This window comes from Leucobacter chinensis (genome assembly GCF_019049105.1).
Taxonomy (GTDB): Bacteria; Actinomycetota; Actinomycetes; order Actinomycetales; family Microbacteriaceae; genus Leucobacter_A; species Leucobacter_A chinensis.
This window is the reverse complement of sequence record NZ_JAHQZR010000007.1, coordinates 25,180-47,200: the sequence shown is the minus strand read 5'-3', so window position 1 is coordinate 47,200 and position 22,021 is coordinate 25,180. Positions and strand designations below refer to the sequence as shown.

16 protein-coding genes are annotated in these 22,021 nt (G+C 63.9%); all 16 read right to left on the bottom strand.

Features of this window, described 5'->3' with window-relative positions; translation table 11 throughout:
- Positions 1-2 precede the first annotated feature (2 nt).
- The 16 genes from KTJ78_RS13950 to KTJ78_RS09255 all read right to left on the bottom strand — a co-directional run bounded on the left by KTJ78_RS13950 (position 3) and on the right by KTJ78_RS09255 (position 21,964).
- On the bottom strand, positions 3-2,543 hold the full coding sequence (locus KTJ78_RS13950) for a LuxR C-terminal-related transcriptional regulator (protein WP_369808054.1): 2,541 nt from the start codon (positions 2,541-2,543) through the stop codon (positions 3-5).
- 698 nt (positions 2,544-3,241) lie between these two features.
- Complete coding sequence (locus KTJ78_RS09325; protein ID WP_217134966.1) at positions 3,242-4,492, bottom strand: MFS transporter; 1,251 nt, start codon at positions 4,490-4,492, stop codon at positions 3,242-3,244.
- Between the two features lie 15 nt (positions 4,493-4,507).
- A complete protein-coding gene (locus tag KTJ78_RS09320; protein ID WP_217134964.1) occupies positions 4,508-4,867 on the bottom strand; it encodes a cupredoxin domain-containing protein in 360 nt (119 codons plus the stop codon).
- Between the two features lie 52 nt (positions 4,868-4,919).
- Positions 4,920-6,464 carry a multicopper oxidase family protein gene (locus KTJ78_RS09315; RefSeq protein WP_217134961.1) on the bottom strand — a complete coding sequence of 515 codons (1,545 nt, stop codon included), beginning with the start codon at positions 6,462-6,464 and terminating at the stop codon, positions 4,920-4,922.
- Positions 6,461-7,297: an ABC transporter ATP-binding protein gene (locus KTJ78_RS09310; RefSeq protein WP_217134959.1), complete on the bottom strand. Its 837-nt coding sequence runs from the start codon at positions 7,295-7,297 to the stop codon at positions 6,461-6,463. The genes KTJ78_RS09315 and KTJ78_RS09310 overlap by 4 nt, the downstream gene beginning before the upstream one ends.
- Positions 7,294-8,352 (bottom strand): FecCD family ABC transporter permease, encoded by a 1,059-nt coding sequence (locus tag KTJ78_RS09305; RefSeq protein ID WP_217134957.1) that lies wholly within the window; start codon positions 8,350-8,352, stop codon positions 7,294-7,296. Before KTJ78_RS09305 ends, KTJ78_RS09310 begins: the two co-directional genes overlap by 4 nt.
- Positions 8,349-9,383, bottom strand: coding sequence for a FecCD family ABC transporter permease (locus tag KTJ78_RS09300; RefSeq protein WP_217134954.1), 1,035 nt, complete (start codon positions 9,381-9,383; stop codon positions 8,349-8,351). The genes KTJ78_RS09305 and KTJ78_RS09300 overlap by 4 nt, the downstream gene beginning before the upstream one ends.
- A 19-nt stretch (positions 9,384-9,402) precedes the next feature.
- Positions 9,403-11,139, bottom strand: coding sequence for an ABC transporter ATP-binding protein (locus tag KTJ78_RS09295; protein WP_217134951.1), 1,737 nt, complete (start codon positions 11,137-11,139; stop codon positions 9,403-9,405).
- Positions 11,132-13,189, bottom strand: coding sequence for an ABC transporter ATP-binding protein (locus tag KTJ78_RS09290; protein WP_217134949.1), 2,058 nt, complete (start codon positions 13,187-13,189; stop codon positions 11,132-11,134). Before KTJ78_RS09290 ends, KTJ78_RS09295 begins: the two co-directional genes overlap by 8 nt.
- Positions 13,190-13,192: 3 nt before the next feature.
- Positions 13,193-14,212 (bottom strand): ABC transporter substrate-binding protein, encoded by a 1,020-nt coding sequence (locus KTJ78_RS09285; protein WP_217134947.1) that lies wholly within the window; start codon positions 14,210-14,212, stop codon positions 13,193-13,195.
- Positions 14,213-14,595: 383 nt separating this feature from the next.
- Positions 14,596-15,294 carry a TetR/AcrR family transcriptional regulator gene (locus KTJ78_RS09280; protein ID WP_217134945.1) on the bottom strand — a complete coding sequence of 233 codons (699 nt, stop codon included), beginning with the start codon at positions 15,292-15,294 and terminating at the stop codon, positions 14,596-14,598.
- Between the two features lie 199 nt (positions 15,295-15,493).
- On the bottom strand, positions 15,494-16,303 hold the full coding sequence (locus KTJ78_RS09275) for an ABC transporter ATP-binding protein (protein ID WP_254259550.1): 810 nt from the start codon (positions 16,301-16,303) through the stop codon (positions 15,494-15,496).
- On the bottom strand, positions 16,296-17,330 hold the full coding sequence (locus KTJ78_RS09270) for a FecCD family ABC transporter permease (protein ID WP_217134943.1): 1,035 nt from the start codon (positions 17,328-17,330) through the stop codon (positions 16,296-16,298). Before KTJ78_RS09270 ends, KTJ78_RS09275 begins: the two co-directional genes overlap by 8 nt.
- Before the next feature lie 86 nt (positions 17,331-17,416).
- Positions 17,417-18,445, bottom strand: coding sequence for an ABC transporter substrate-binding protein (locus KTJ78_RS09265; RefSeq protein ID WP_217134941.1), 1,029 nt, complete (start codon positions 18,443-18,445; stop codon positions 17,417-17,419).
- 178 nt (positions 18,446-18,623) lie between these two features.
- Positions 18,624-19,640: a helix-turn-helix domain-containing protein gene (locus tag KTJ78_RS09260; RefSeq protein ID WP_217134940.1), complete on the bottom strand. Its 1,017-nt coding sequence runs from the start codon at positions 19,638-19,640 to the stop codon at positions 18,624-18,626.
- Positions 19,641-19,711: 71 nt separating this feature from the next.
- Positions 19,712-21,964 carry an RCC1 domain-containing protein gene (locus KTJ78_RS09255; RefSeq protein ID WP_217134938.1) on the bottom strand — a complete coding sequence of 751 codons (2,253 nt, stop codon included), beginning with the start codon at positions 21,962-21,964 and terminating at the stop codon, positions 19,712-19,714.
- Positions 21,965-22,021: the final 57 nt, after the last annotated feature.

The following is a 22,021-nucleotide window of genomic DNA, read 5'->3' as shown; positions in this document are numbered from 1 at the left end:
CACTACCGAAGCTTCGAGTAGTCGCCAATCTCATCGCGCTCAAGCGCCCCAGACTTCCTGCGAATATTTCGCAAGTGTGTCTCAACGGTGCGCACCGAGAGGCTCAGTGTCTCTGCGATCTGCGGGTTACTGAGCCCCTTCGCCACAAGGTCAATGATCTCGCGCTCACGCTGCGTGAAGCCGATACTCGACTCGACACGAGTGGCACTTGCAACCGAAACCGACTGGTCGCTCGCCATGAGATCGGCGATCTCTTCGCGCACCCGCTGCGCCTCGTCTTCTTTGCCCTCTGCACGATACATGCGCACCGCTGAGGTGAAGTGGGTGAGCGCTGACTCGTTCGCCTGCTCGCGTCTGAGCCACCGAGCCGCTTCAACGAGCGAGGCGGCGTCTTGCCCGTGGCTCGCGATTTGCGCGTCGAGATAGGCGAGAAACACCGTCGCCCCCATTTTGAGCAGCTTTTCGCGCTGCACGAGGGCAATCGTCAGATCAAACTCGAGCAGAATAGCGAGCATGAGTGAACCGGCCGCCGAGAACTCGTAACCGCGCTCAGTGAGCCCCTCAGCAAGCTCGCGGTAGAGCGAACTCGTGACGGCTGGTTCCTCGTCGATCTCGGTCATGAGCGCCGCGGGATAGCCCTCGGCCCCCATGGGCACGGCGTCGCTTCGCCCGTGGTACGAGGCTCCCCGTTCGATGAGCGTCTCGACTGATCCCGCGCGGCCGCTGCGAAGCGCGGCTGTCGCGAGGGCGTTCATGAGCGCTTTATCTGGGCCGAACAACAGATTCGCGGCCTGAAACTGGCCACCAGCCACAATGCTGCCCGCAGCGGTCGCGTCAGCGTAGCGGCTCATCGTGAGCAACGACATGACCGCGACATAGGCCTGTGCAACCATCGCCGCACGGTCGTAGGCTTCACGGGCGAGTGTCAGTTGCGATGAGGCCCACTCAAAGGCAGCGTTCGGGCTACCGCCGGTGACGAGCGCGAGGCCGCGCAGCGGTGCGGCAAACCGCGCCACCCAGCTGTGATCCGCTTCCTTTTCAAGCTTTTCAATTTGTTCGAGTGCGAGCGAAGGCTGCCCGCCGAGCGCGTGCATCGCGACGTGCACAAGGCCGGCAACCTGGCCGTCAAGGCCCGGCATCTCGGCGAGCTCAGCAATGCGCGTGAGCGACTCCTGCGTAATGGCGATGCGCTCGGCGCGAAACCCAATCATGAGCGCTTCGATCGCCGCCGGGTGACCGAGATCACCCTCGCCATGCATTACCGCTTCGATCTGATCGAGCGAGACCTCCTGTGTGACGAGCCAACGCGCGTGCAGGTAGCGGTAGTAGAGCGCGTACATGCCCTCAGCACCGGTCGTGTCGGTGCCATCAATGATGCGTTCGATCTGCCCGACGGGCGATTCACCGGTGAGCCTCAGGTCAAGCGCCCGAATGGCGGGCATGAGGGTCTTATTGCGTTTCCAAGCCCGCCACGTTTGGGCGAGGTCAACCTCAAAACGATCACGAAAAGCGCGCGCGAGCAGTGGCACTTCGGGCTGCGGAATGAGATCGGCGATGGCCCCGTTCTCATACGCGTGCCCCTCCCACTCGAGCACCGAGTCGTCGCCGAGTACCGCTTCGATACGCTGCTTGAGGCGAACGCCGCGCACCGACTTCGGCTGATTCCGAAAGTAGTCGCTAATGCCGGGAGGGTTCACCGTCACGAGCGGCTGCCCACCCGCGCTCAGGAGCCTCACGAGCCCGCGGCCCTCAAGCTTCTCGAGTTCTTCTTGCCCAATGAGCTCGGCAGCCTGCGCGACGTCAATTGGCCCCGTGAGCACGAGCATCTCAAGAGCTTCTCGGGTGTGCTGCGGGTACCGGTACAACAGCGATTCGAAGGCACCTTCAAGCTCGTCTGACCAGAGGTCGGGGCTGTCATGCCACACGTTGCCCTGTTTGCGGATCGTGCCGCGGCGCTTACCAGCGTCAGCAAACGTGACCGCGAAGCCAGGCAGCCCGCCAGATTTCATGTGAATACGGCCGCTGAGTGATGGCGCGACGTGATCGCCGAGACGTTCTTCGAGCAGGTCGTGAATCGCGTCCAGTGGCAACGGCTCAACGTTCACCTTGACGACCGGCTGGGCGACGCGAATCAGCAGGTGGTCTTCTGGCGTCAGGTCGCTGCGGGCCTCGACGGTTGCGATGATTGGCACGCCTGTCGCTTTGTGTACTTGCTCGAGCAGCGCCCACGAGGCATGGTCAAGAAAGTCGATGTCATCGATGACCACGACCGCTGGCCCCTCGTTCAGGAGTTGTGAGACAACCCGTTGAATCTCGATCGCGAGATCACTCTCGGGGTTGCGCACTTGGCGCAGGTTCGGGAACGCGACGCGGAAGGCTTCAAGGGCCGGCGCATTTTCAATGCCCCTCAGCCGCAGGAGGGAGAGGCCTATCCCGTTTAACGCCTCAGCGCACTGTCTCAAAAGCTCGGTGCGCCCCGACCAGTGCTGGCCAACAATCGCGACCGAGGTGCCATCGATAACATGGCGTACGACGCTTTGCACCAGTGCATTTCTCGGGTACATCAAACCTCCCCTTCCCGTGGTTCGCAGCCCGCGGGCCCCCAACAAACCATCATTCTGGGTGTCTCCATGTGTTGGCTTTAGCGTACCTGATGTTGCTTCTTCCCAGCCACCATATTCGTCGGGCCCGCGACCGGAAGGCGTGCCCCAAGCGCTTCGCTGTGGCATCTCTTGCGGCCGAGATTTGGCAGACAAATGACGCTCTCCTTTTCGCGTGGTGCAGGGCCCATCGAAGTAACCTCACCAGTGCCCGTGAAGCAGTATAAAAAAATAAGTCAGCGCCAAGCGGGACTCTTTGGGGTTCCTTGCGGCTAGGGTCTTCCGGAAGGTTAGGGGTGAGTGCGGCTCGGCGCTGACTAGTTGTGCCTAATGGTGTCAAACCATCAGGAGTTGTAAGGACCGCGGTCGGGTTCCGGTTTCCCGTCTCCGTTATGACCGTTGCGGTGATAGTTACTAGTAAACGCCACCACTCAACCCCGACGAGAGCTTTCACACAAAGATGCGTGCAACTTCGAGACGAACTACGCGCACCTAAACTTTTGACTACGCGATGAGGCCGCGCCCCACCCAAATGTTACGCGTCGCGAGATGCAAAGCGCCCGCGCCGGGTACGCGTCGCGGGCAGCTACCGGGCATGATCCGCCGCCCACTGCGCGACGCTTTCGGCTTCGCGCAGCATCTCACGCGCCAGGCATGCTCCCCACCGCACGCCCAAACCTCGGGTGCAACCAGACGAACAGAGCGACAAGCGCCATGAGCAGCGCCCCGACGATGAGCGGCAGCGGCTGCCACACGGCATAGAGCACGGTACTTGCGGTTGGAGCCAGCACGAAGGTGAGACCGTTCGTCGCGCCGATGAGCCCCGCAACTGCGCCCTGCTCTTCGGGCTGAACGCAGAGGGTCGGGCCTGCCGTGTAACCCGGCATCGCAATGCCGAGACCGAAGCCGATGAGCAAGATCGCGATGAGCAGCACCGCCATGCCGAGATCGGGCACGAGCAGCACGAACCCCACCAAGGCAACGAGACTGCCAACACGCAAGAGGGTCACCGGACGCCACCCGCTCCTCGGCACCACGACCGCCTGCGAGAAGACCATGCCGAGCCCCGCCGCGAGCAACGAGGCCCCCGTGACGACGCCCGTCGTTTCGGGGCTCAGTTGCAGCCGGTCTTGCACGACAAAGCCGATCAGCACCTGCATAAACCCGAGCGACGTAAACATGCCAAAGCCCGCGAGCAAGAAGGGCCATATGCGCGTGTCAGTCGCCCGCACCCGTACGGCCGCCGCCATGCTCGCAGTCGAGGCGCTCGAGCGGAGCTTCACGGCCACGAGCACGAGCGCGCCAGCAAGCAGCACCGGCACCACCGAGATGGGCAGGAGCAGGTGCACGCCGGCGAGCGCCCCACCAACGACGGCACCACCGATCATCGCAACACCCTGGACCGCGCCGATGCCGGCCATACCCTTCGTGCGAGTTGCCTCATCGTGCGTGACCGAGGCCACGTACGATTGGGCCGTCGGGGCAACCGCCGCGATCGCCGCACCAAACCCGACGCCGCGCAGCAGCAGGAAGAGACAGAAGAGCGTCACTCCGACGACGATGCCGCGCATGCCAAGCGCCACGACCAGCGCGAAGCCCGCCATGCTGAGGGTCGCGAGCCCCAGAGCAACGATGAGCACTCGTTTGTGCCCCCTCACCTGCGAAGCCCTGCCCCAAAATTGGCTCGTGAGCACGACCATCATCGCAGCAACGCTGATCGTCACCCCGACCTGCCACTCGGCAAGCCCCACCTTTCTCGCGAGCGGCGCAATGATGGGGTTGAGCGTCATTTGCCCGAGGTAGGCGAGAAAAACGGTGAGCAACAGCAGAACGATCTGCGGTTTCTCGGGTGTCGGAGCCTGCGAGGTGTGCGGTGTATTCGGGTTCGTCATCGTGCGCTTCATCGCCTATTCTGGTGCGACAACCGTAATCATGCCGGTCATGGTCGGGTGCGGCGTGCAGTGGTAGCCGTACTCCCCCTCTTTCGTAAAGGTATGCGAGAACTCACCTTCGTTCAAGAGTTCGCTCTGAAAGAGCCCGTCGTTTGATACGACATCGTGAGCCATGCCGGTCGACGTCATGTTCCACACCACCTTGTCACCGGGGTGAATCTCGAGTTCAGCGGGGCTGTACTTGAGCCCGTCGATCGTCACCACGTGCTCTTCTCCCTGTGGGGCGCAGCCCATGAGGCTGAATGCGAGAAGCGGCGCGATGAGCACTGCAGCGAGGCCCGCGGGGCGTGCTTTGCGAATGAGACGGTCGTTCATGTGTATTCCTTTCCAGTGAGCGTGATGCTCGGGTGCGCCAGACACGGGCGTGTTAGCGAACGTAACGAATCGGCGCGGTCATTCCCGCGACGAAGTGGTAGGCATTGTGGCAGTGGATCATCCAGCGGCCCGGGTTGGTCGCCTCGAAGTCGAGCACGGCTGTTTCTCCCGGCAGCACAATCTCGGTATCGCGCCTCAACCCGTTGTGGGTGCGCGAGGCGAAGGTGTGCCCGTGCAGGTGCATGGGGTGCCACATCGAGGTCTCGTTGGTCAGTTCGATGCGCACCCGATCGCCCTCCCGAGGGCGCATACTCGTGGCGTCGTCGCCCGCGATGCCCCACACGTACGTGTCGGGTAACTCGATGAGGTCGAGCCGCCACACGAGATCGGGGTCGCGCTCATCGAGCACGCTCTCTGGCGCCGGCCGCAGATCACTGTCGGTCGCAACGGTACGGTCGAGCTCGGCAAGTCGCGTCGCTTCGTGCCCGCGAGGAGTCTCGCCCACGGCATCACTTGTCGCGAGTACCGCGAGCCCCGCGCCTTCACGCCCCTCAACCCGGGCGACAAAGGGCCACGCCCCGCTTCGAAGGCGAACCAGGAGATCGACGCGCTGCGCCGGCGCGATGAGCACCGCGTCGGTCTCAAATGGTTCAGCGTCGAAGCCGTCGGTCGCGATGACCTTAACCCTGTGTCCCGCGAGCGCGATGCGATACGGAGTCTCGGCCGAAGCGTTAATCACCCTCAGCCGAACGGCTGCCCCTGGCGAGGCCTCGAGCCGGTCGGGGTCACTCACGGGCCGCCCGTTGATGAGGTGGGTCGGATACGCCAGGTGTTGCGACGGGCCACCGAGCATTGCGGAGTGCCCCATGCCCTGCTCGACAAGTTCACGGGCTGCAGGGGTCGCAAACGAGCCATCGTCGACCGGGGCGCCGTGGTCATGACCTCCCTCGGTCACTGCTCCGAGCGCCGCGAGCACCTCTTCCGGCGTCGTTCGCTCAAGCAACCAGTCGTCGAGCACAAGCACGTGGTCAACGTCGGCGCCGCTCTCATCCTGCGGGTTCTCAACCACGAGCGCCCCGAACATGCTGCGGTCGGCCTGCACGCCCGTGTGGGAGTGGTACCAGTACGTGCCGTGGTCAGGAAGCAGAAAGTCGTAGGTGAATGATTCGCTGGGTTCGATGGCTGCTTGAGTGTCAGGTGGCGCACCGTCCATATCATTGCGAATGCGCAACCCGTGCCAGTGCACCGAAGTCTCTTGCGTGAGTCGATTATCGACCTCAACCAAGAGTCGGTCGTTCTTACTCGCGGTGATCGTGGGCCCGAGCGCCGCGAGCGCCTCTTCGCCGCGAAAACCCCAGGTGTTCATATGCTTTCCCGGCTCGAGCGTAATGAGCTCTTGCTCGGCGGTCAGCCGCCGATGCACCGTCGTGCCGCTGAAGGCACGCGCAGCCTCTGCCGCACGCACCTCTTGATCGCTCGCGAGAATGTACGACGGGTGCGACGAGGCACAGGAGGCGAGCATGCCGGCACCCAGCATTCCGAGGGCGCTGCCGCCGGCGGCACGCAAAAAGCTCCTTCGCGAAAACCCGCTGCTCACCGGCCACCCCCTGAGAGCCTTATGGTTGCGGCCGAATCGACCGCCCTCTGCCCGGGGCCAACCGTACGAACCGGCACAACGACGGGCAGGCCCGTTGCCGGGTCGTTCATGACCGAGGCCTCAACCCCGAATACCTCGCGCACGAGACCCGGGGTCACGACCGCTTCGGGTGAGCCTGCCGAGACAATCTCGCCACCCCGCATCGCAATGAGATGGGTCGCGTAACGCACCGCCTGCGAGAGGTCGTGCATGACCGCGACAACCGTTCGCCCCTGCTCTGCGGTGAGCGCGGCGCAGAGCTCGAGAATCTCGAGCTGGTGCGCGAGATCAAGGTAGGTGGTCGGCTCATCGAGCAAGAGGAGCGGCGTTTGCTGGGCAAGAACCATCGCGATCCACACCCGCTGCCGCTGCCCGCCAGAGAGCTGATCGACAGCGTGACCAGAGAACTCAGCGACGCCCGTTATGTCCATCGCCTCGGCCACGGCCCGCTCGTCGACCTCACTCCACCGTTGCAATGCGCGTTGGTGCGGGTAACGCCCCCTCGCCACAAGCTCGGCAACACGAATGCCCTCGGGTGCACGCGAGTGTTGCGAGAGAATGCCGAGCCGCTTCGCGAGCTGCTTGGTGCCCAAACCACGAATGTCGGCACCGTCGAGCACCACTTGCCCGACCCTCGGGGCAATGGCCCGCGAGAGCGCCTTCAGCACGGTCGACTTACCGCAGCCGTTCGGGCCGATGATCATGGTCAACGACCCCTCGGGAACCGCGAGTTGCAGCTCTTCGCACACGATCGCCGAGCCGTAGCCCAGGGTCGCGTCACGCATTTCGATCATCGTTGTCTTGCCTTTGCGATAATGAGCCAGAGCAGGTAGACGCCACCGATGACGGCGGTCACCACCCCGACCGGAACTGAAGCGGGAAAGAGATGTGCCGAGACAACGTCTGAGACGCTCAAGAGCAGCGCGCCGGTTGCGGCCGAGCCGAGCAGCGTGGCACCGGCTGCTCCCGAGAGCAACCTCGCGAGTTGCGGCGCCACGAGCGCGACAAAGGCGATGGGGCCGGTGATACTCGTCACGACCGCCGTGAGCAAGATGCCGAGGCACAGCAGCGCGAGTCTCGCGCGCTCAACGCGCACGCCGGTCGAGGCCGCCGCGTTGTCTCCGAGTTCGAGCTGCCCGAGTGCGGGGGCGAGAGGAACCACCACGCAGCACAGCAGCAGAATGATGCACAGCACCGGCGTCACCGACTCCCACCGCACCTCGACGAGGGTTCCCTGCGCCCAGATACTCGCGGTCGTCGCGGTCGCGGTGCTCATGCGCAGGAGAAGCATCTGGTTGATCGCGGTGAGCGCCGCCGAAACGGCGATGCCGACAACCACGAACCTCGCCCCTGAGAGCCCCTTGCGGTAGGCCACGACGTACACGATGAGCCCCGCGGCGAGGCCGCCCAAGAGCGCGCTCACCGTCACGGCGAGCGGGGTCTCGAACCAGGCCATCGCGCAGAGCACTCCGGTAAAGGCGCCGGCGCTCAGCCCGATCACATCGGGGCTGCCCAGCGGGTTTCGCGTGACCGACTGAAAAATCGCGCCCGAGATCCCAAGCGCCGCACCAAAGCCGAGCGCAGCAACGGCTCTTGGGAGCCGCCACTCAAGCACCACGGTTGCCGAGAAACCGGTGTCGACCCCGCGCAAAATCTGCAGGGTCTCAGCAAACGGAACCGAGTATTTGCCGAGCGAGACCGCGGCAACGAACGCTGCTGCGGCAACGATGGTGGCCACTACCCCGATCAGTACCGAGCGAGTGTTCACAAAGCCCGAGACCCGAGCAAAACGCACGGGCCTGCGCCACGGCCCAAACTCAACGGGACGCGGGCGTGCTGAGCTGCTCATGCGTTGCCTTCCCTCTCTGACCCGTTCTCGGAGCTCGTGCCAATGCGGCGTGCGAGAGCAGCAAGCACCGGCGCACCGATGACGGCGGTGACGAGGCCGGCCGGCGCCTCCCCCGGCGGAATCAGCACGCGCCCTGCCATGTCGGCGATGAGTAGCAGCAGGCCTCCCGCGAGCGCGCTGTACACGAGCGATGCACCCAGTCGCAGGCCCACGAGCAGACGCGAGAGGTGCGGCACCATGAGCCCAATAAACACGATGGGCCCCGCGAGCGCAGTCGCTCCGCCTGCCAACAGCATGACCGCGATGGCAGCGGTGATTCTCGTATAGCCGACGTTCACGCCGAGTGCCCTCGCTGTCTCTGCCCCGAGTCCGAGCTGCGAGAGCGGCCTGACGCACAGGCACACGACGAGAACACCGACGCCAATAACCATGGCCCCCTGCCCGATCGTGTCAAGGTCACGCCCCGCCACCGTGCCCGACATCCACCCGCGCAACGCATTAAAACGCGCCGGGTCGACAACGGCGAGCGCCGTCGCAATGCCCGTGAGCACGGCCGAGATCGCAACGCCGCTCAAGAGCACGGTGAAGGGCGATCCACGACCGATCGTGAGCGAGAGGGCGTAGACCACGAGCGATACGGCCATTGCCCCGAGCAGCGAAAACCACACGTAAGTGTCGAAGCTCACGAAGCCGAACACCCCGACAGCAACGACCACGGCAAAGCCCGCGCCCGCGTTGACGCCCAGAATGCCGGGGTCGGCGAGGGGGTTGCCGGTGAGCGCCTGCATCACGTTGCCCGCGATACCGAGGGCCGCACCGACGAGCAGCGCAGTGAGGGTTCGGGGCACGCGCATCTCGTACACGATCGTCGCCTCGGCCACCGTGTGTTCTGGCGCCCCGGTGAGCACTGCGTACACACCCGAGGTCGAGATGTCGCCGGCGCCGACGATGAGGCTCACCGCTGCGGCAAGCATAACAAGCACGAGACTCGCGACGAACACTCCCGGGTGTAACCCGATACGTCGTTTCATGCCCGTGCCCCGAACGGGGCTACGACGCAGCATCGATGCGCCAGCTCTGCGACGATTCACGCTCTCGCCAGAAGCCCGCGTAGGTCGGGCTGGTTTCGAGCAGCCGCTCGTGGCTGCCCACCGCTTCGATCTCGCCGCGCTCGGTCAAAACGACAATCTGGTCGGCCTGCCTGATCGTCTGCAGGCGGTGCGCAATCACGATGAGCGTTTTCTGCCCGGTGAGCTCGGTGAGGCCCCGCTGAATGAGGCGTTCGCTCTCGATATCGAGCGCAGCGGTCGCCTCATCAAGAAGCACAATGGGCGCGTCTTTGAGCAGCGCTCTGGCAATCGAGACGCGCTGCCGCTCACCCCCAGAAAGCGTGCCGCCGCCCTCGCCCACCCTGGTGTCGAAGCCGTGTGGCAGCCGCTCGGCAATCTCGGTCACCCCGGCACGGGCGGCCACGGCCTCAACCTCAGCGTCGCTCGCCTGGGCATTGCCGAGGCGAATGTTCTCACGCAGTGTGTCTTCAAAGAGATAGACGTCTTGAAACACCATCGAGACGTTTGCCAGCGCTGCTTGCGTTCCCAGCTCGCGCACGTCATGACCGCCAATGCGGATCGCACCCGAGTCGACATCATAGAACCTGGCGATCAGTCGCGCGATCGTCGTTTTGCCAGACCCCGAGGGCCCAACGATCGCGGTCATGCTTCCGGCAGCAACCTTGAATGAGGCGTCACGAATCACGGGGGTATCGCGACTGTACCCGAAGGTCACGCGGTCGAGTTCGACCGAGCTATCGCGTGCAGCCTTCGCCTCGGCCGGTTCGCTGAGCAGCGGTTGTTCGAGCAGATCATCGATCTCGGTGAGCGTGCGCAACGCAAGGTCAAGCCCCTCACCGAACGGCAGCCCGTGGTTCGCGAACCAGGTCATAATGATTTGCAGCATGATGAGTGCGATGCCCATCGAGGCCTCGAGCTCCCCTGACATGACCCGCATGACGCTCACCGTCACGACGGCGAACATGGCGAGGTATGCGAGCGCGCTATAGAGCGCCATGCTGCGGGTGCGACCGCGCAGCGTGCGCTCAGTCATGACGCGCTGATCAGTAAGCGCCCGGCGCACTCCGCGCTCGGCGAGCGAATCTGGCCCCGCTGCCCGAACCGCCGGCTGTGCCGTGGCGAACTCGAGAACCCGTGAGGCGCCTTCCTGCTGAATAACATCTGCGGCACGCTCGAGCTGCTGCCCACGTGAACGAGTGAGTGCCCACACGATGACCACGACGAGAATGCCCACGACCATCGTGATCGCAACCGGAACATCGACCGCGAACATCGCGAGGCCAACGCACAACGGTGCGATGACCGCCTGCAGCACTGCCCGCAAAATCGACTCTGGAGCGTTGGCCGCGAACGTGACGCCCCGCGCCGTCAGGTGACTGAGCGCCCCCGCCCGCTCGGTGTCGAACCAGCCGAGCGGCAGACGCATGACGCGCTCACCGATGACCTGGTGCATGCGAAGAATGAGCGTAGCTCCGGCCCGCTGCCCGAGCACCGTACCGAAAAACTCGAGCACCGCGGTCGCGACCCCAAAGCATGCGACGACCCCGAGCGTGCGCAGCGCCGCATCGGTATCACCTGAGAAAAGGTACCCGACAAGTGGCACGAGCGAGACGAGCAGGCCCGCGATGCTGAGCGTCGCGGCCACCGTCACCGTGAGGTACAGCGCAAGCCGCCTTCTCGCGTGCTGGTCGGCAAATCGAAAAAGCAGCCTAAGCATTCTGAACTCCCTCGGGCGCGATGACGGGCGCGATGAGCGCCCCCTGATCGTGTTCGATGGCGGCACCGGCGCGCACGCCATACCGGCGCCCCTCTTCGTAGGCGTTCCACATGCGCTCGTACAGCCCGCCGTGGGCGATGAGCCCCTCGTGCGTGCCGCGCTCGACCACGCGCCCACCGTCGAGCACGAGTATCTGATCGGCTCCCGTGATCGTGTGCAGTCGGTGCGCCACGACGAGCAAAGTTCGACCCCTGGTAAGCGAGGCGAGCGCGCGCTGAATCTCAGCCTCAGAGTCGGGGTCGGCAAAGGCCGTCGCCTCGTCGAGCACGAGCAGGGGCGCATCGGTAAGCACCGCCCTCGCGATCGAGAGCCGCTGCTTCTCGCCGCCCGAGAGCCTCGCTCCCTCACCCACAACGGTGTCGTAGCCCTCCGGCAGCCGGGTGATTCGCTCGTGAATCTGGGCGACGCGTGCCGCTGCCTCGACGGCCTCATCACTGCTGTCAGGCCGCGCAATGCGAATGTTATCGCGCACCGACATACGCAAGAGGTAGGGCTGTTGAAACACAAACGCAACGTTTCGGTACAGCGCTTCGGCGGTGAGCCTCGCACTGTCGGCCCCGCCCAGCCGAATCGATCCGCTATCGGGGTCGATAAGCCGCGGCACCAACGTCGCGAGCGTCGACTTGCCCGACCCCGAGGGGCCGACGAGTGCGGTGACCGTGCCGGGCGCGAGCGTCTCGGTAACCTCACGCAGCGCCGTCGGCCCGTCCGGGTACGTAAAGCTCACACCCTCGATCTCGGTTCTCACCCCCTGCATGGCGAGCTCAGGGTCACCAACGGGAGCCGCTGGCAGCGAGAAGAAGTCGGCAATGTTCTGCGCCGATCCGCTCGCCTCCCTCATGAATTGCCGCATTTGGGCGAGCATGTAGAGCGGCCCGGCAATATTGGCCGCGAGCAGCACCGATGGCAGCAACAGCACGGGGCTGAGGCCAGCGAAGAGCACGAGAGCGCCGGTTCCGAGGGCGGCCGTCGCGATCGCGAAGGCCGGTGAAGTGAAGACCATGATGAGCGCCGAGCCGTAGACCGTCTGCTCCATCCACTCCCGGTAGCGATCGTGGTGCGCGACGGCGCTCGTTTGAAAGCGCTGCGGGCCCCTATTCGAGGCCTCAAAAATCTTGATGGGCGCGATGCCCCTCACGAACTCGACCATCGCCGCGTTGAGCTCTGCGAGTGCCTCGTTGTACCACTCGTAGCGCTGCGAGAGGTCTTTCATCATGAGCGGCATGCTCGCCATGGCAAGCCCGAGTGGAATGAGCGCGATGAGCCCGATGCGCCAATCGAGCACGAAGAGCAGCGCCAGGCTCGCGAGCGGCCGCACGACACCATTCACCGTGTCAGGAACGACGTGCGCAATGAGCTGATGCACCTTTGTCACGTCGTCTTGCACGACCTTCTTTACACGCCCAGACCCCTCGCGCGAGAACCAGTCAAGCGGTAGCCGAAGCGACTGCGTGATTTGGCGCTGACGCAAGTGCTCGCTGAGCCGCGCATCGGCGGTATGGCTCAGCCCATAACCGATCATCGTGAGCGCCTGCGCGGCAGCGACGCTCACGATGAGTAGCGCCACGAGCCAAACGACCTCGCTCGTCGACACTGCGGCCGTGGCCGTGCCCGTTGCCGTGCCCGCGGCCGTTGCCGTTACCGTTGCCGTTACCGTTGCCGTGCCCGCGGCCGTTGCCGCGTTCGCAAAGCCGCCGCCCGCAAGCAGCAGCGCTGAGAGCCGCATGGCAAACAGCAGCGCTGAGAGCCGCATGGCAAACAGCACGGGAATAATGCCCGATACGGCGCCAAAGGCCGCGAGCACCCCCGAGGCGATCACGCGCCCGCGCACGGGAGCCGCGAGCTCGAAAAAGGTCACCCGTTGGTGCTCGGTGCCCGGATGCTCGGGCGCTGATTGCTCGGGTGCCGGGTTCTCGAGTGACCTTTTCTCGGGCACCGACTGCTCGGGAGCCGACTGCTCGGGAGCCGACCTGGGCGCGTGATCGTGCATCAGTTAAGCCTTTGCCGCTTCGATGAAGGCGGCCCAGCGGTCGGCGGCGTCTTTCTCAGTGCCGGGGGCAAAGCTGTCGTCGGCAAAGGTCGCGAGGTCGGCAAGCACCCAGTAGGTGTAGAAGGCTGCGCCACCGCTCCACAGGTCACCGTCGACAACGACCGAGTGGTCGTTCGTGACCGCACCCAGCTTCTCGTACAGTGGCAGGTCGGTGATACCGTCAAGGTTGTACTGCGCCGCAACCGCTACGGCGAGCACGTCGGCGTCATGCTCGGGAAGCTGCTCTGGCGAGAATGGGGTCCAACCGCCGAACGCGCTGCCCTCTTCGGGAACCGCGTCCTGTAGTTCTGGGCGAGTGAAGCCCGAGCTCGCGAGTGCTCCGTGCAGCGAGTTCGTGTTGTCCATGTAGAGCGGCATATTGTCTTGCGCCCACGACATGAGCACCGAGAGCGACTTCGGCTCAGCGCCCTGCGCCTGCGCGTTCGCCTCGCCCATCTCGTCAAGTACCTTGGCGACTGCCTCTGCCTGTTCAGCGCGGTCAAAGTATTCGCCGTAGGCCTCGATGATCTCCTGGCCTGTTCCAGCGTAGAGTCCTGCTACGAGCGGGGCAACCGACGAGTAGTCGGGCGCACTCTGCGCGAAGCCCTCAGCTGCCGATCCCACGATGAGGTCAGGGTCAAGCTCGGCAACCTCTTCGAGCTCTGGGTACCAGGTGCTCGTCGAGTGAATCTCGATGCCCTCGTCTTCAAGAATCTGCTTTGGCACGGTCGTGCTCCACGAGTCGTACACTGCGACCGGCGTGATGCCGATGCTCAAAAGATTGAGTGCCGCCGGCTCGTCGAGCGCGACAATGCGCTTCGCTTCAACCGGAACCTCTACCTTGCCCATCTCTGAGGTGATTTCGCGAGTCTCACCGCTGGTGGCAGGTTTTTCTGTCGATGCCTGACTGCAGCCGGCGAGCACCGCGATGGCAGTGACTGACGCGGCGAACGACGCAAGACGGGAGTACTTTTTCCTGGGCATAACAGCCTTTCAACTTTCTCGAACAGTGTTCGAGTGACGACATTCTAGAACGTTGATCTAGTTTCATCACATGATAGTAAGGCAACCCTAATCAGCGCAACTGGCGATGTAGTACCGTTCGGCCCGAGCCTCTCATGTTCGACTTTCGTTCACGGTCGCCCTCGTAGCCGATCTCGCCGTCCCCTTCACTTTTCATCTTCATCGAAAGGTCAAAAAGTGTCGAAATTCCTTATAAAATCGACACTTTTTGACCTCTCGACGAGGCGTCGCCCGAAATCGGGCGACGGGAGAGGAGACGGAGGCGACGGGGCGCGAGAAGATGTCGGGAGAAGGCAGAACGAGAAGGCAGAACGAGACAGCGGGGCAAGGGCGCCCCGGATGTTCTACGCCTGGAGCTGCTGCTCGAGGCCCGCGATCATCACGCTGATAAGGAGGCTGTAATACTCGAAGTTGAGGGCTTTACCGGCTCCATCGGGGTCGGCGGTGAAGGGCACGAGCATCTCGTCAATCATCGTCGCAACGCCAATACTGCCCTCGCGGATCGACTCGAAGCTACGCTTCATGGCCCCGTGATCGCGTGGCCCATCTTCGCCGCCTTCGAGGCGCTCGTCGCTGAGCATCACGGTCAGCACGGCGGAGTTCACGAGCAGGGCGTACACGACCGCGGGCCGCTCGAAGCCTGCACGAGTGAGCGAGGTGTGGCCCACGTCAAAGAAACTGCGCACCGAGGGGAACGACGGCCCGTGCATCATGAGCCACTTCGCGGCGCCGGGGTACTCGCGTAGAATTGGGTAGATCTCGAGCAGGAAGCCGCGAAAGAACTCCTGCCAGCACACGTCAGTGCGAGGCGGGGTAAGCTCAGCGACTGCACCCTCGATCACGCAACGAATGATCTCTTGTTTACCGCCAATGTGGTGGTAAATGACCGATGGGGCGACGTCAAGTGCGGCGGCAAGATCGCGCACTGTCCACGAGTGGAAACCCCGCCCGCGCGTGAGTTCTCTCGCCTCGGCGACGATTTTCGTCGGGGTCAGCCCGACGCGTCGCTCCGGCCCCTTCGCCTGCTCGCTTTTTTCTCTCACCCTCTCAGCGTACCCTCCTTGCGGCAGGGCGCCACCCCCAGATCAGTCGGCGCGTCACGCCAGGAAGCACCCCGCCGCTAGATCCCGCCGCGTCACACCGTCAGCTCGCACCATCGCCGCATCACACCGCCGCATCACACCGCCAGCGCACATCGCCGCATCACACCGCCAGCGCACACCGCCGCATCACACCGCCAGCTCACACCGCGACGCGCGCGCCCGACGAGATATAGGTGAAGGCGAGGTTGCCGCGCGGGTCGCGGTACGTTTCGCACGCGACCCCGTACACCTCGGCGATGAGCTCTGGCGTGAGCACCTCGTCCGGCGCCCCCGCGGCCACGATGCGCCCGGCAGCGACCACATAAATTCGGTCGCAGTACCGTGCGGCGAGATGCAGATCGTGCAGCGCCGCCAAGACCCCGACCTCAAGCGCCCGCACGGTGTCGAGCACCTCAAGCTGATGCCGCACATCGAGGTGGTTCGTGGGCTCGTCAAGAATGAGAAACTTCGGCTCCTGCGCGAGCGAGCGGGCAAGAGCGACGCGCTGCCGCTCACCGCCCGAGAGCGTCTGAATGCTGCGCTCGGCATCGTCTGAGAGCCCCACGACGGCGAGCGCCTCGGTCACGAGCTGCTTGTCTCGCGCACTCTCGGGTGCGAGGAGCTTCAGGTGCGGGGCCCTCCCGAGGGCGACCATCTCGCGCACCGAAAGGCTAAAGCCTGACTCCTGAAATTGCGAGATGACCGAGAGCTGCCTTGCGACGACCGCGGGCTTGGCGTTTTTCACGTCGAGGCTGCCAAGCATGATCTCGCCGGCCTGCGGTTTCACCGTCTTGTAGAGCGCCTTCAGGAGTGTGCTCTTGCCGCTACCGTTTGGCCCGACGACGCCAACGAACTCGCCCGCCTCGGCGCGCACGCTCATGTCTTGCACAATCTGGGTTCCATCAATCGCGACCGAGACTCCCCTTGCGTCAAGGGTGCAGCCGTTGCCCTGAGTTTCGTTCTCAACCAAAGCGATACTCCTTTTTCGTGAGCATGTGCAAGAACACCGGTGCACCGAGCACCGCCGTGACAATGCCGATGGGCAGTTCTGAGTTCGACACGACCACACGAGCGAGCACGTCGGCCCAGAGCAGGAAGAGCCCGCCCGCGCACACGGCGACCGGTAACAGCACCCTGTGCGATGAGCCGACGATGCCACGCACCACGTGCGGCACGAGCAAGCCAACGAAACCGATCACGCCAACCTGCGACACGAGCACGCCGGTCACAAGAGCGCACAGCAACAGGTACCAGCGGCGCCGCGAAACCGAGTCGACACCGAGCGTCACCGCCGATTCGTCGCCCGTGAGCATAACGTCGAGGTTGCGCACCTGCGTGAGCATGACGAGCGCCGCAAACGCGACGACAATCGCGGGCAGCGGAATGCTCGCCCAGGTCGCCGAGGCGAGGCTTCCGAGCATCCAAAAGGTTACCGAGCGGATCCCCTCCGCCGACGCAGCAAAGTACACGAACGAGCTTGCGATAGCAGAGCACAACGCGTTGACCGCGGCGCCGGCGAGCACGAGTTTCACGGCCGATCCGCGGGAGCCCAGTGAGCCGACAATCAAGACGATAGCCGTCGCGATCACGCTTCCCGCGAATGCCCACACGGGTAGCGTGGCGCCCATGAAGAGGCCGCTCGCGCCAAAGCCGGTGAGAATCGCGACGGTCGCGCCGAGCGATCCGCCGGCCGAGACGCCGAGCAGGTAGGGGTCAGCGAGCGGGTTTTGCAGGGCGGCCTGCATCACGACGCCGCACATCGCGAGGCCCGCGCCCACGAGCACGCTGAGCAGCACACGCGGCAGACGAATATCCCACACCACGTTGTCGAACTGCAGTGCATCGGCGCTGCCGGCGGTCGAGAGCCCGAAGACCCTGCGACCGATGACCTGGAGCACCTCTGAGAAGGGAATGCTCATTTGCCCGATCGACACCGCCGCCACGATCGACACCGCGAGGGCCACGACCACCACGACGCCGGCGACTGGGCCGCGCACGCCGCGAACTTTGGAGCGGCGTGCGCCCGCGCCAGAACCGGCGCCCGATGAGGCGGCCGGTTTCTGACGGGTCAGTGAGCCCCCGCTCATCGGTAGTTCAGCTCGGGGTGCAGCTGCTCGGCCAGGCTGAGCGTGAGCTCGCCGAGGTGTGGGGTGCCGCGCACCGAGGTCGCGTAGTCGAGCAGGTATACGCGATCTTCGGCGATCGCGGTCACACCGGCGAGGCGTTCATCGGTCACGAGAGCCTCGCGCTCTTCTTCTGAGCTGCCCTTTTGAAACTGCGTCATGACGATCACGTCGGGGTTGGCCTTGATGATCGTCTCAGCCGACATCTCTGCGTAGGTCTCTTTTGACACCTCTACATACTCGCCGCCAGCCGCCTCGACCATCTCATCGACAAGTCCGAGAGATGGTGAGTAGTAGTTGTAGGTGAGCTTGTTCGCCCCGCCGCTCGCAACAAGCAGCACCTGCGGAGTCGTTTCAGCCCCCTCAGAGACCTTCGTGATCGCGTCGAGCGTCTTCTGCTCGTCGGCGATGTACGCGTCGGTTTGCTCAGTCACGTTGAAGGCGAGACCGATGTTGCGAATGTCGTCGTAGTACGTGTCGAGGTCACGGCCGATCGTGTAGTTATCGGCGGTAATGACCTGCACCCCACGCTCGTTCCAGGTCTCGATCGTTCCGAGGTTTTCTTCGGTCATTGCAAACGACATCGAGAGAATCACGTCGGGGTTGAGCGCCATGACCGACTCGACCGAAGGCACCTGGTCTGAGAGCTTCGGCAGCGTTTCGAGCTGCTCTTCGTAGTAAGAGTCGGCGCCATCGAGGTAGCCAACGCCCACGATCTTGTCTTCAACGTCGAAGGCGACCATGAGTTCGGCGAGGTTCTGCCCCACGACCACGACGCGCTGCGGCTCGGCCTTCAGCGTCTGGGTCACGGGCTCGCCCGCGTTATCGAACATCGCGAGGTCTCGCGGCCAGCCCGAGGCGACCTCTTCGACCCCGGTTTCGGTGGTGGGCTCAGGGGCGGGGCCCGAGCAGCCGCTCAGGGCGAGCGAGGCGAGGGCGACGAGCGTCGCGCTCGCGAGGGTCAAACGAGAAGGAAAACGGGCAGCCATGGGTAAGCGCTGGGCCTTTCTTGAAACGCGGAAGAACACGGTATGGCCACAGAAAATGGCCAGGTTCTATCGTCGCCCGGCGCCGCCCCATCTGATGTGGAGCGAGCACCCTACCCATGTTGAGTGAGGGGCCTACGAGTCATACTCACGCGAGCGCCCATGCCCGAACGGCCGTGCTTTACCCGAGTGAGCGTCGGTACTCGGCCGGGGTGCGGCCAGTGCGCTGCCGAAAGGCATACACGAAGTTGCTGGCCGACGAATACCCTACTTCGAAGCCAATGCGTTCGACGGTCCAGTCACTGCGCACGAGCAGGTCAGCCGCTCGCTCAATACAAAAGTTACGGTGGTACTCGATCGGGGTCACCCCATACAGCTTCTTGAACCCTGCTGAGAGCCGCTTCGCGCTCATCGAGAGATGTCTTGCAACGTCGCTCATCTGCGGCAGGTCAAACCGCTCACGCCACAGTATCGCTGGCACCCGCCGCAGCGCCGCTACCTCGTAGGCGTCGAGGCCGTGCTCCGGGATTCGCTGCGAAGCCGCGTCGGCGACGATAGCGAGCGCCGTCATGACCTTCGCTTCCATGAGGAGTGTTCGAGCCTGACTGTCAGGGTTGATGTCAAAGATTTCGCCCATCACCCTAGCGAGTCCACGCAGCTCGGTTCCGCGCCCAAGATACAGATCAGTCCCGACCCCCGACTCAAGCTCGGCGAGCAGCGCCACAAAACCGTCAACCCCAAGGCCCCCAAGATGCGCTTCGAGGCCCGCCCGGTTCGAGGTGACAGAGACGGCGCGATACCGCTGCCCCGCCTCTTGCACGAGCATGCCCTTCGTCGGGCAGAACGGAGTGATTGAGGTGGCGTAGGCGCCAAGGTCACCGTGCCCAGCTCGCTCTTCGGTAATGCGCATACCGCCCTCGAGGCACATCTCGAGCTCAAAGCGGTCGCCGTCGAAGTCGTAGGCAACCGTGTGATCGCTCGCGTAGGCCACGTCGTAGCGGGTGATGCGCAGCCCAGAGCTGAGCTCTGCGGTCTCGATTGTGCCTTCACCCACATGGTCGCGAAGCCGGTGCCTCGTAAACGCACCCGACTGCTGCTCGGCGTGCGCCGTTTCTGCGATGGCCCGATAGTAGCTCGAGTATTGCGTCTGCTGGCCCGGGGTTCCGAGCCCGCCAGAGAGCAGGTGCATGGCGTTCATGCGATGTAGCTTAGCCTGACCTTAGTGAAAAGATCGTGTGCTGCACCAAGATGCCACGCACCCGCGACCGGCTACTTCTTCTTGAGACGTGACACGACAACCATCGCGGCCCCAGCGAGCAGCAGCACACCGCCGATCACCCAGAACGCGGTAAGCGAAGATCCACCGGTTGTCACGAGCGGATCGTGCCCGCCGACTCCCGATCCACTTCCCGAGGTGCCGTCGCCTTTGCCCCCATGGTTTCCGCCATCGGTAGCGCTGCCACCGGAATCACTGCCATCGGAATCGGCACCGTCGGTATCTCCGTCATCAACGTTCCCGTCGTCAACGTTCCCGCCATCAGTACTTCCGTCATCAACGGTCCCGTCGTCAACGTTCCCGCCATCAGTGCTTCCGCCATCAGTGCTTCCGTCATCAACGTTTCCGTCATCACTGCTTCCGTCATCAGTACTTCCATCATCAGTACTTCCGTCATCAACGTTTCCGTCATCACTGCTTCCGTCATCAGTACTTCCGTCATCAACGTTTCCGTCATCAGTACTTCCGTCATCAGTACTTCCGTCATCACTGCTTCCGTCATCAGTGGCATCGACCCGCAGCGTTGCAGCGGCACTCTCAACCGAGGCTTCGCTATTGGTTGCGATTGCGCGAAACTCGTAGCCGTCGAAGCTGAGATTGCCCGAGACCTCAATCGCCAGCCCTGACTCACTGACCGTGGCACCCGCCACTTCGAACGATTCTTCCCAGGTCTTGCCACCATCGCGCGAAACCTGCCAGGTGACCGTTGGCGTGGGAGTTCCCGTCACGACCACGTCGAACGTTGCAAGGTCACCCTCGCGCACCCGCTGGTCGCTCGGGTCGGTGATGGTTGGCGGTGTCGCGGGAGCCTCATACGTAAAACCGCCAGGGTACAGCTGGGTCTCCTGTTGCACCCCGTACAGAGTCCAGTGGACACCGACGTCGACTGCGCCCGCCTCGTGCGCGGGGGTCGTCACCGAATAGGTCCAGTCATCATTACCGCCGAGATTCGTGCCGGCGAGACCGTCGAAGGTCACCTCGGTCACCGCAATAGGAAACTTGACCCGAACAGGTGTGTCACGATTGGTCGTCGTGTCGTCGCCGACTTGCCCGAAGGGGCCGTTCGCACCCCACCCGTAGGCGTTACCGTCAGCGCCAATCGCGATCGAGTGCCCTTCACCCGCGGCGACCTGACCCACCAGAACCTTTCCAGGCAGCGTAACCGCTTCGGGTGACAACCGCACGGCGGTATCGCCGAGGCCAAGCTGCCCCCGCGTGTTCAAACCCCAGGCGTATGCGGTTCCATCACTGTCCAACGCGAGCGTATGTGAGTGCCCGGCAGCGATGCTCACGATGCTCACCCCCGTCGCAAAGTTCACACGTTTCGGTAGGACACTGCCGGTGGTGTCGCCCGTGCCGAGCTGGCCCGAGTCGTTCGTACCCCAGGCATAGACCTCGCCGCTCGTCGTGACAGCATACGACTGGCCATTTCCCGCAGCAACTGAGACGAAGTGAGCCCCGTCTGGGTTCTCAACCTTGACCGGTGTCGAACGGGTCACCGTCGAGCCATCGCCGAGTTGGCCTTTATCGTTGTAGCCCCATGCGTACAGGTCGCCCGATTCGGAGAGCGCAAGCGAGAAGTATGACCCCGCGGCGAGAGCGGTCACGCGCACGTCAGCGGGCAGCTGCGCCTCGACGGGGAGGCTGGCATTTTTTCCAGCAGCCGGGTTGCCAAGCTGACCGTTACCGTTGTCGCCCCACCCGTACACTCTGCCGTTTGAACCGAGGGCAAGTGAATGGTAGAAGCCAGCCTCAACCTGATTCGCGGTCACTCCGTCAAGCAACGCAATCGGGGTTGGCTCTAAACGGTCTTGCGTGTCACCGAGCCCAAGTTGGCTTCTCGTGTTGCCACCCCAGCCGAACACGCGGCCGTCGGTATCGAGACCGAGAACGTGTGTGTCGCCTCCTGTGATTTCTACCAGCCTGGCGCTGCCGGGCACGCTCACGAGCACGGGGGTCTTGCTCAATGCGGCACCTTGGCCATCACCGTGCTGGCCACGAAAGCCTGAGCCCCAAGCGTAAGTCGCCCCCGAAGCGTCTGCCGCGAACGAGGCCGAACCGTTCGCTCCAGCAACATCGAGGCTCATGTCGGGGGCTGGTACCGTCACAACGGTGCTGCCAGCGTCGGGCCCATGGTCAGGGGTAACGGCCGCATTCGCTGCAGCACTACCGCCAGCCAAAAGTCCCATCACCACCGTCACAGCAGCGAAGGTTTTCAGTCGAGCCTTGGGTACCGCATGCGTCATAGCATTTCCTATGTTCGGTGAGTGAATATTTGTATCGTAACCGGGCGACGCTTTCCT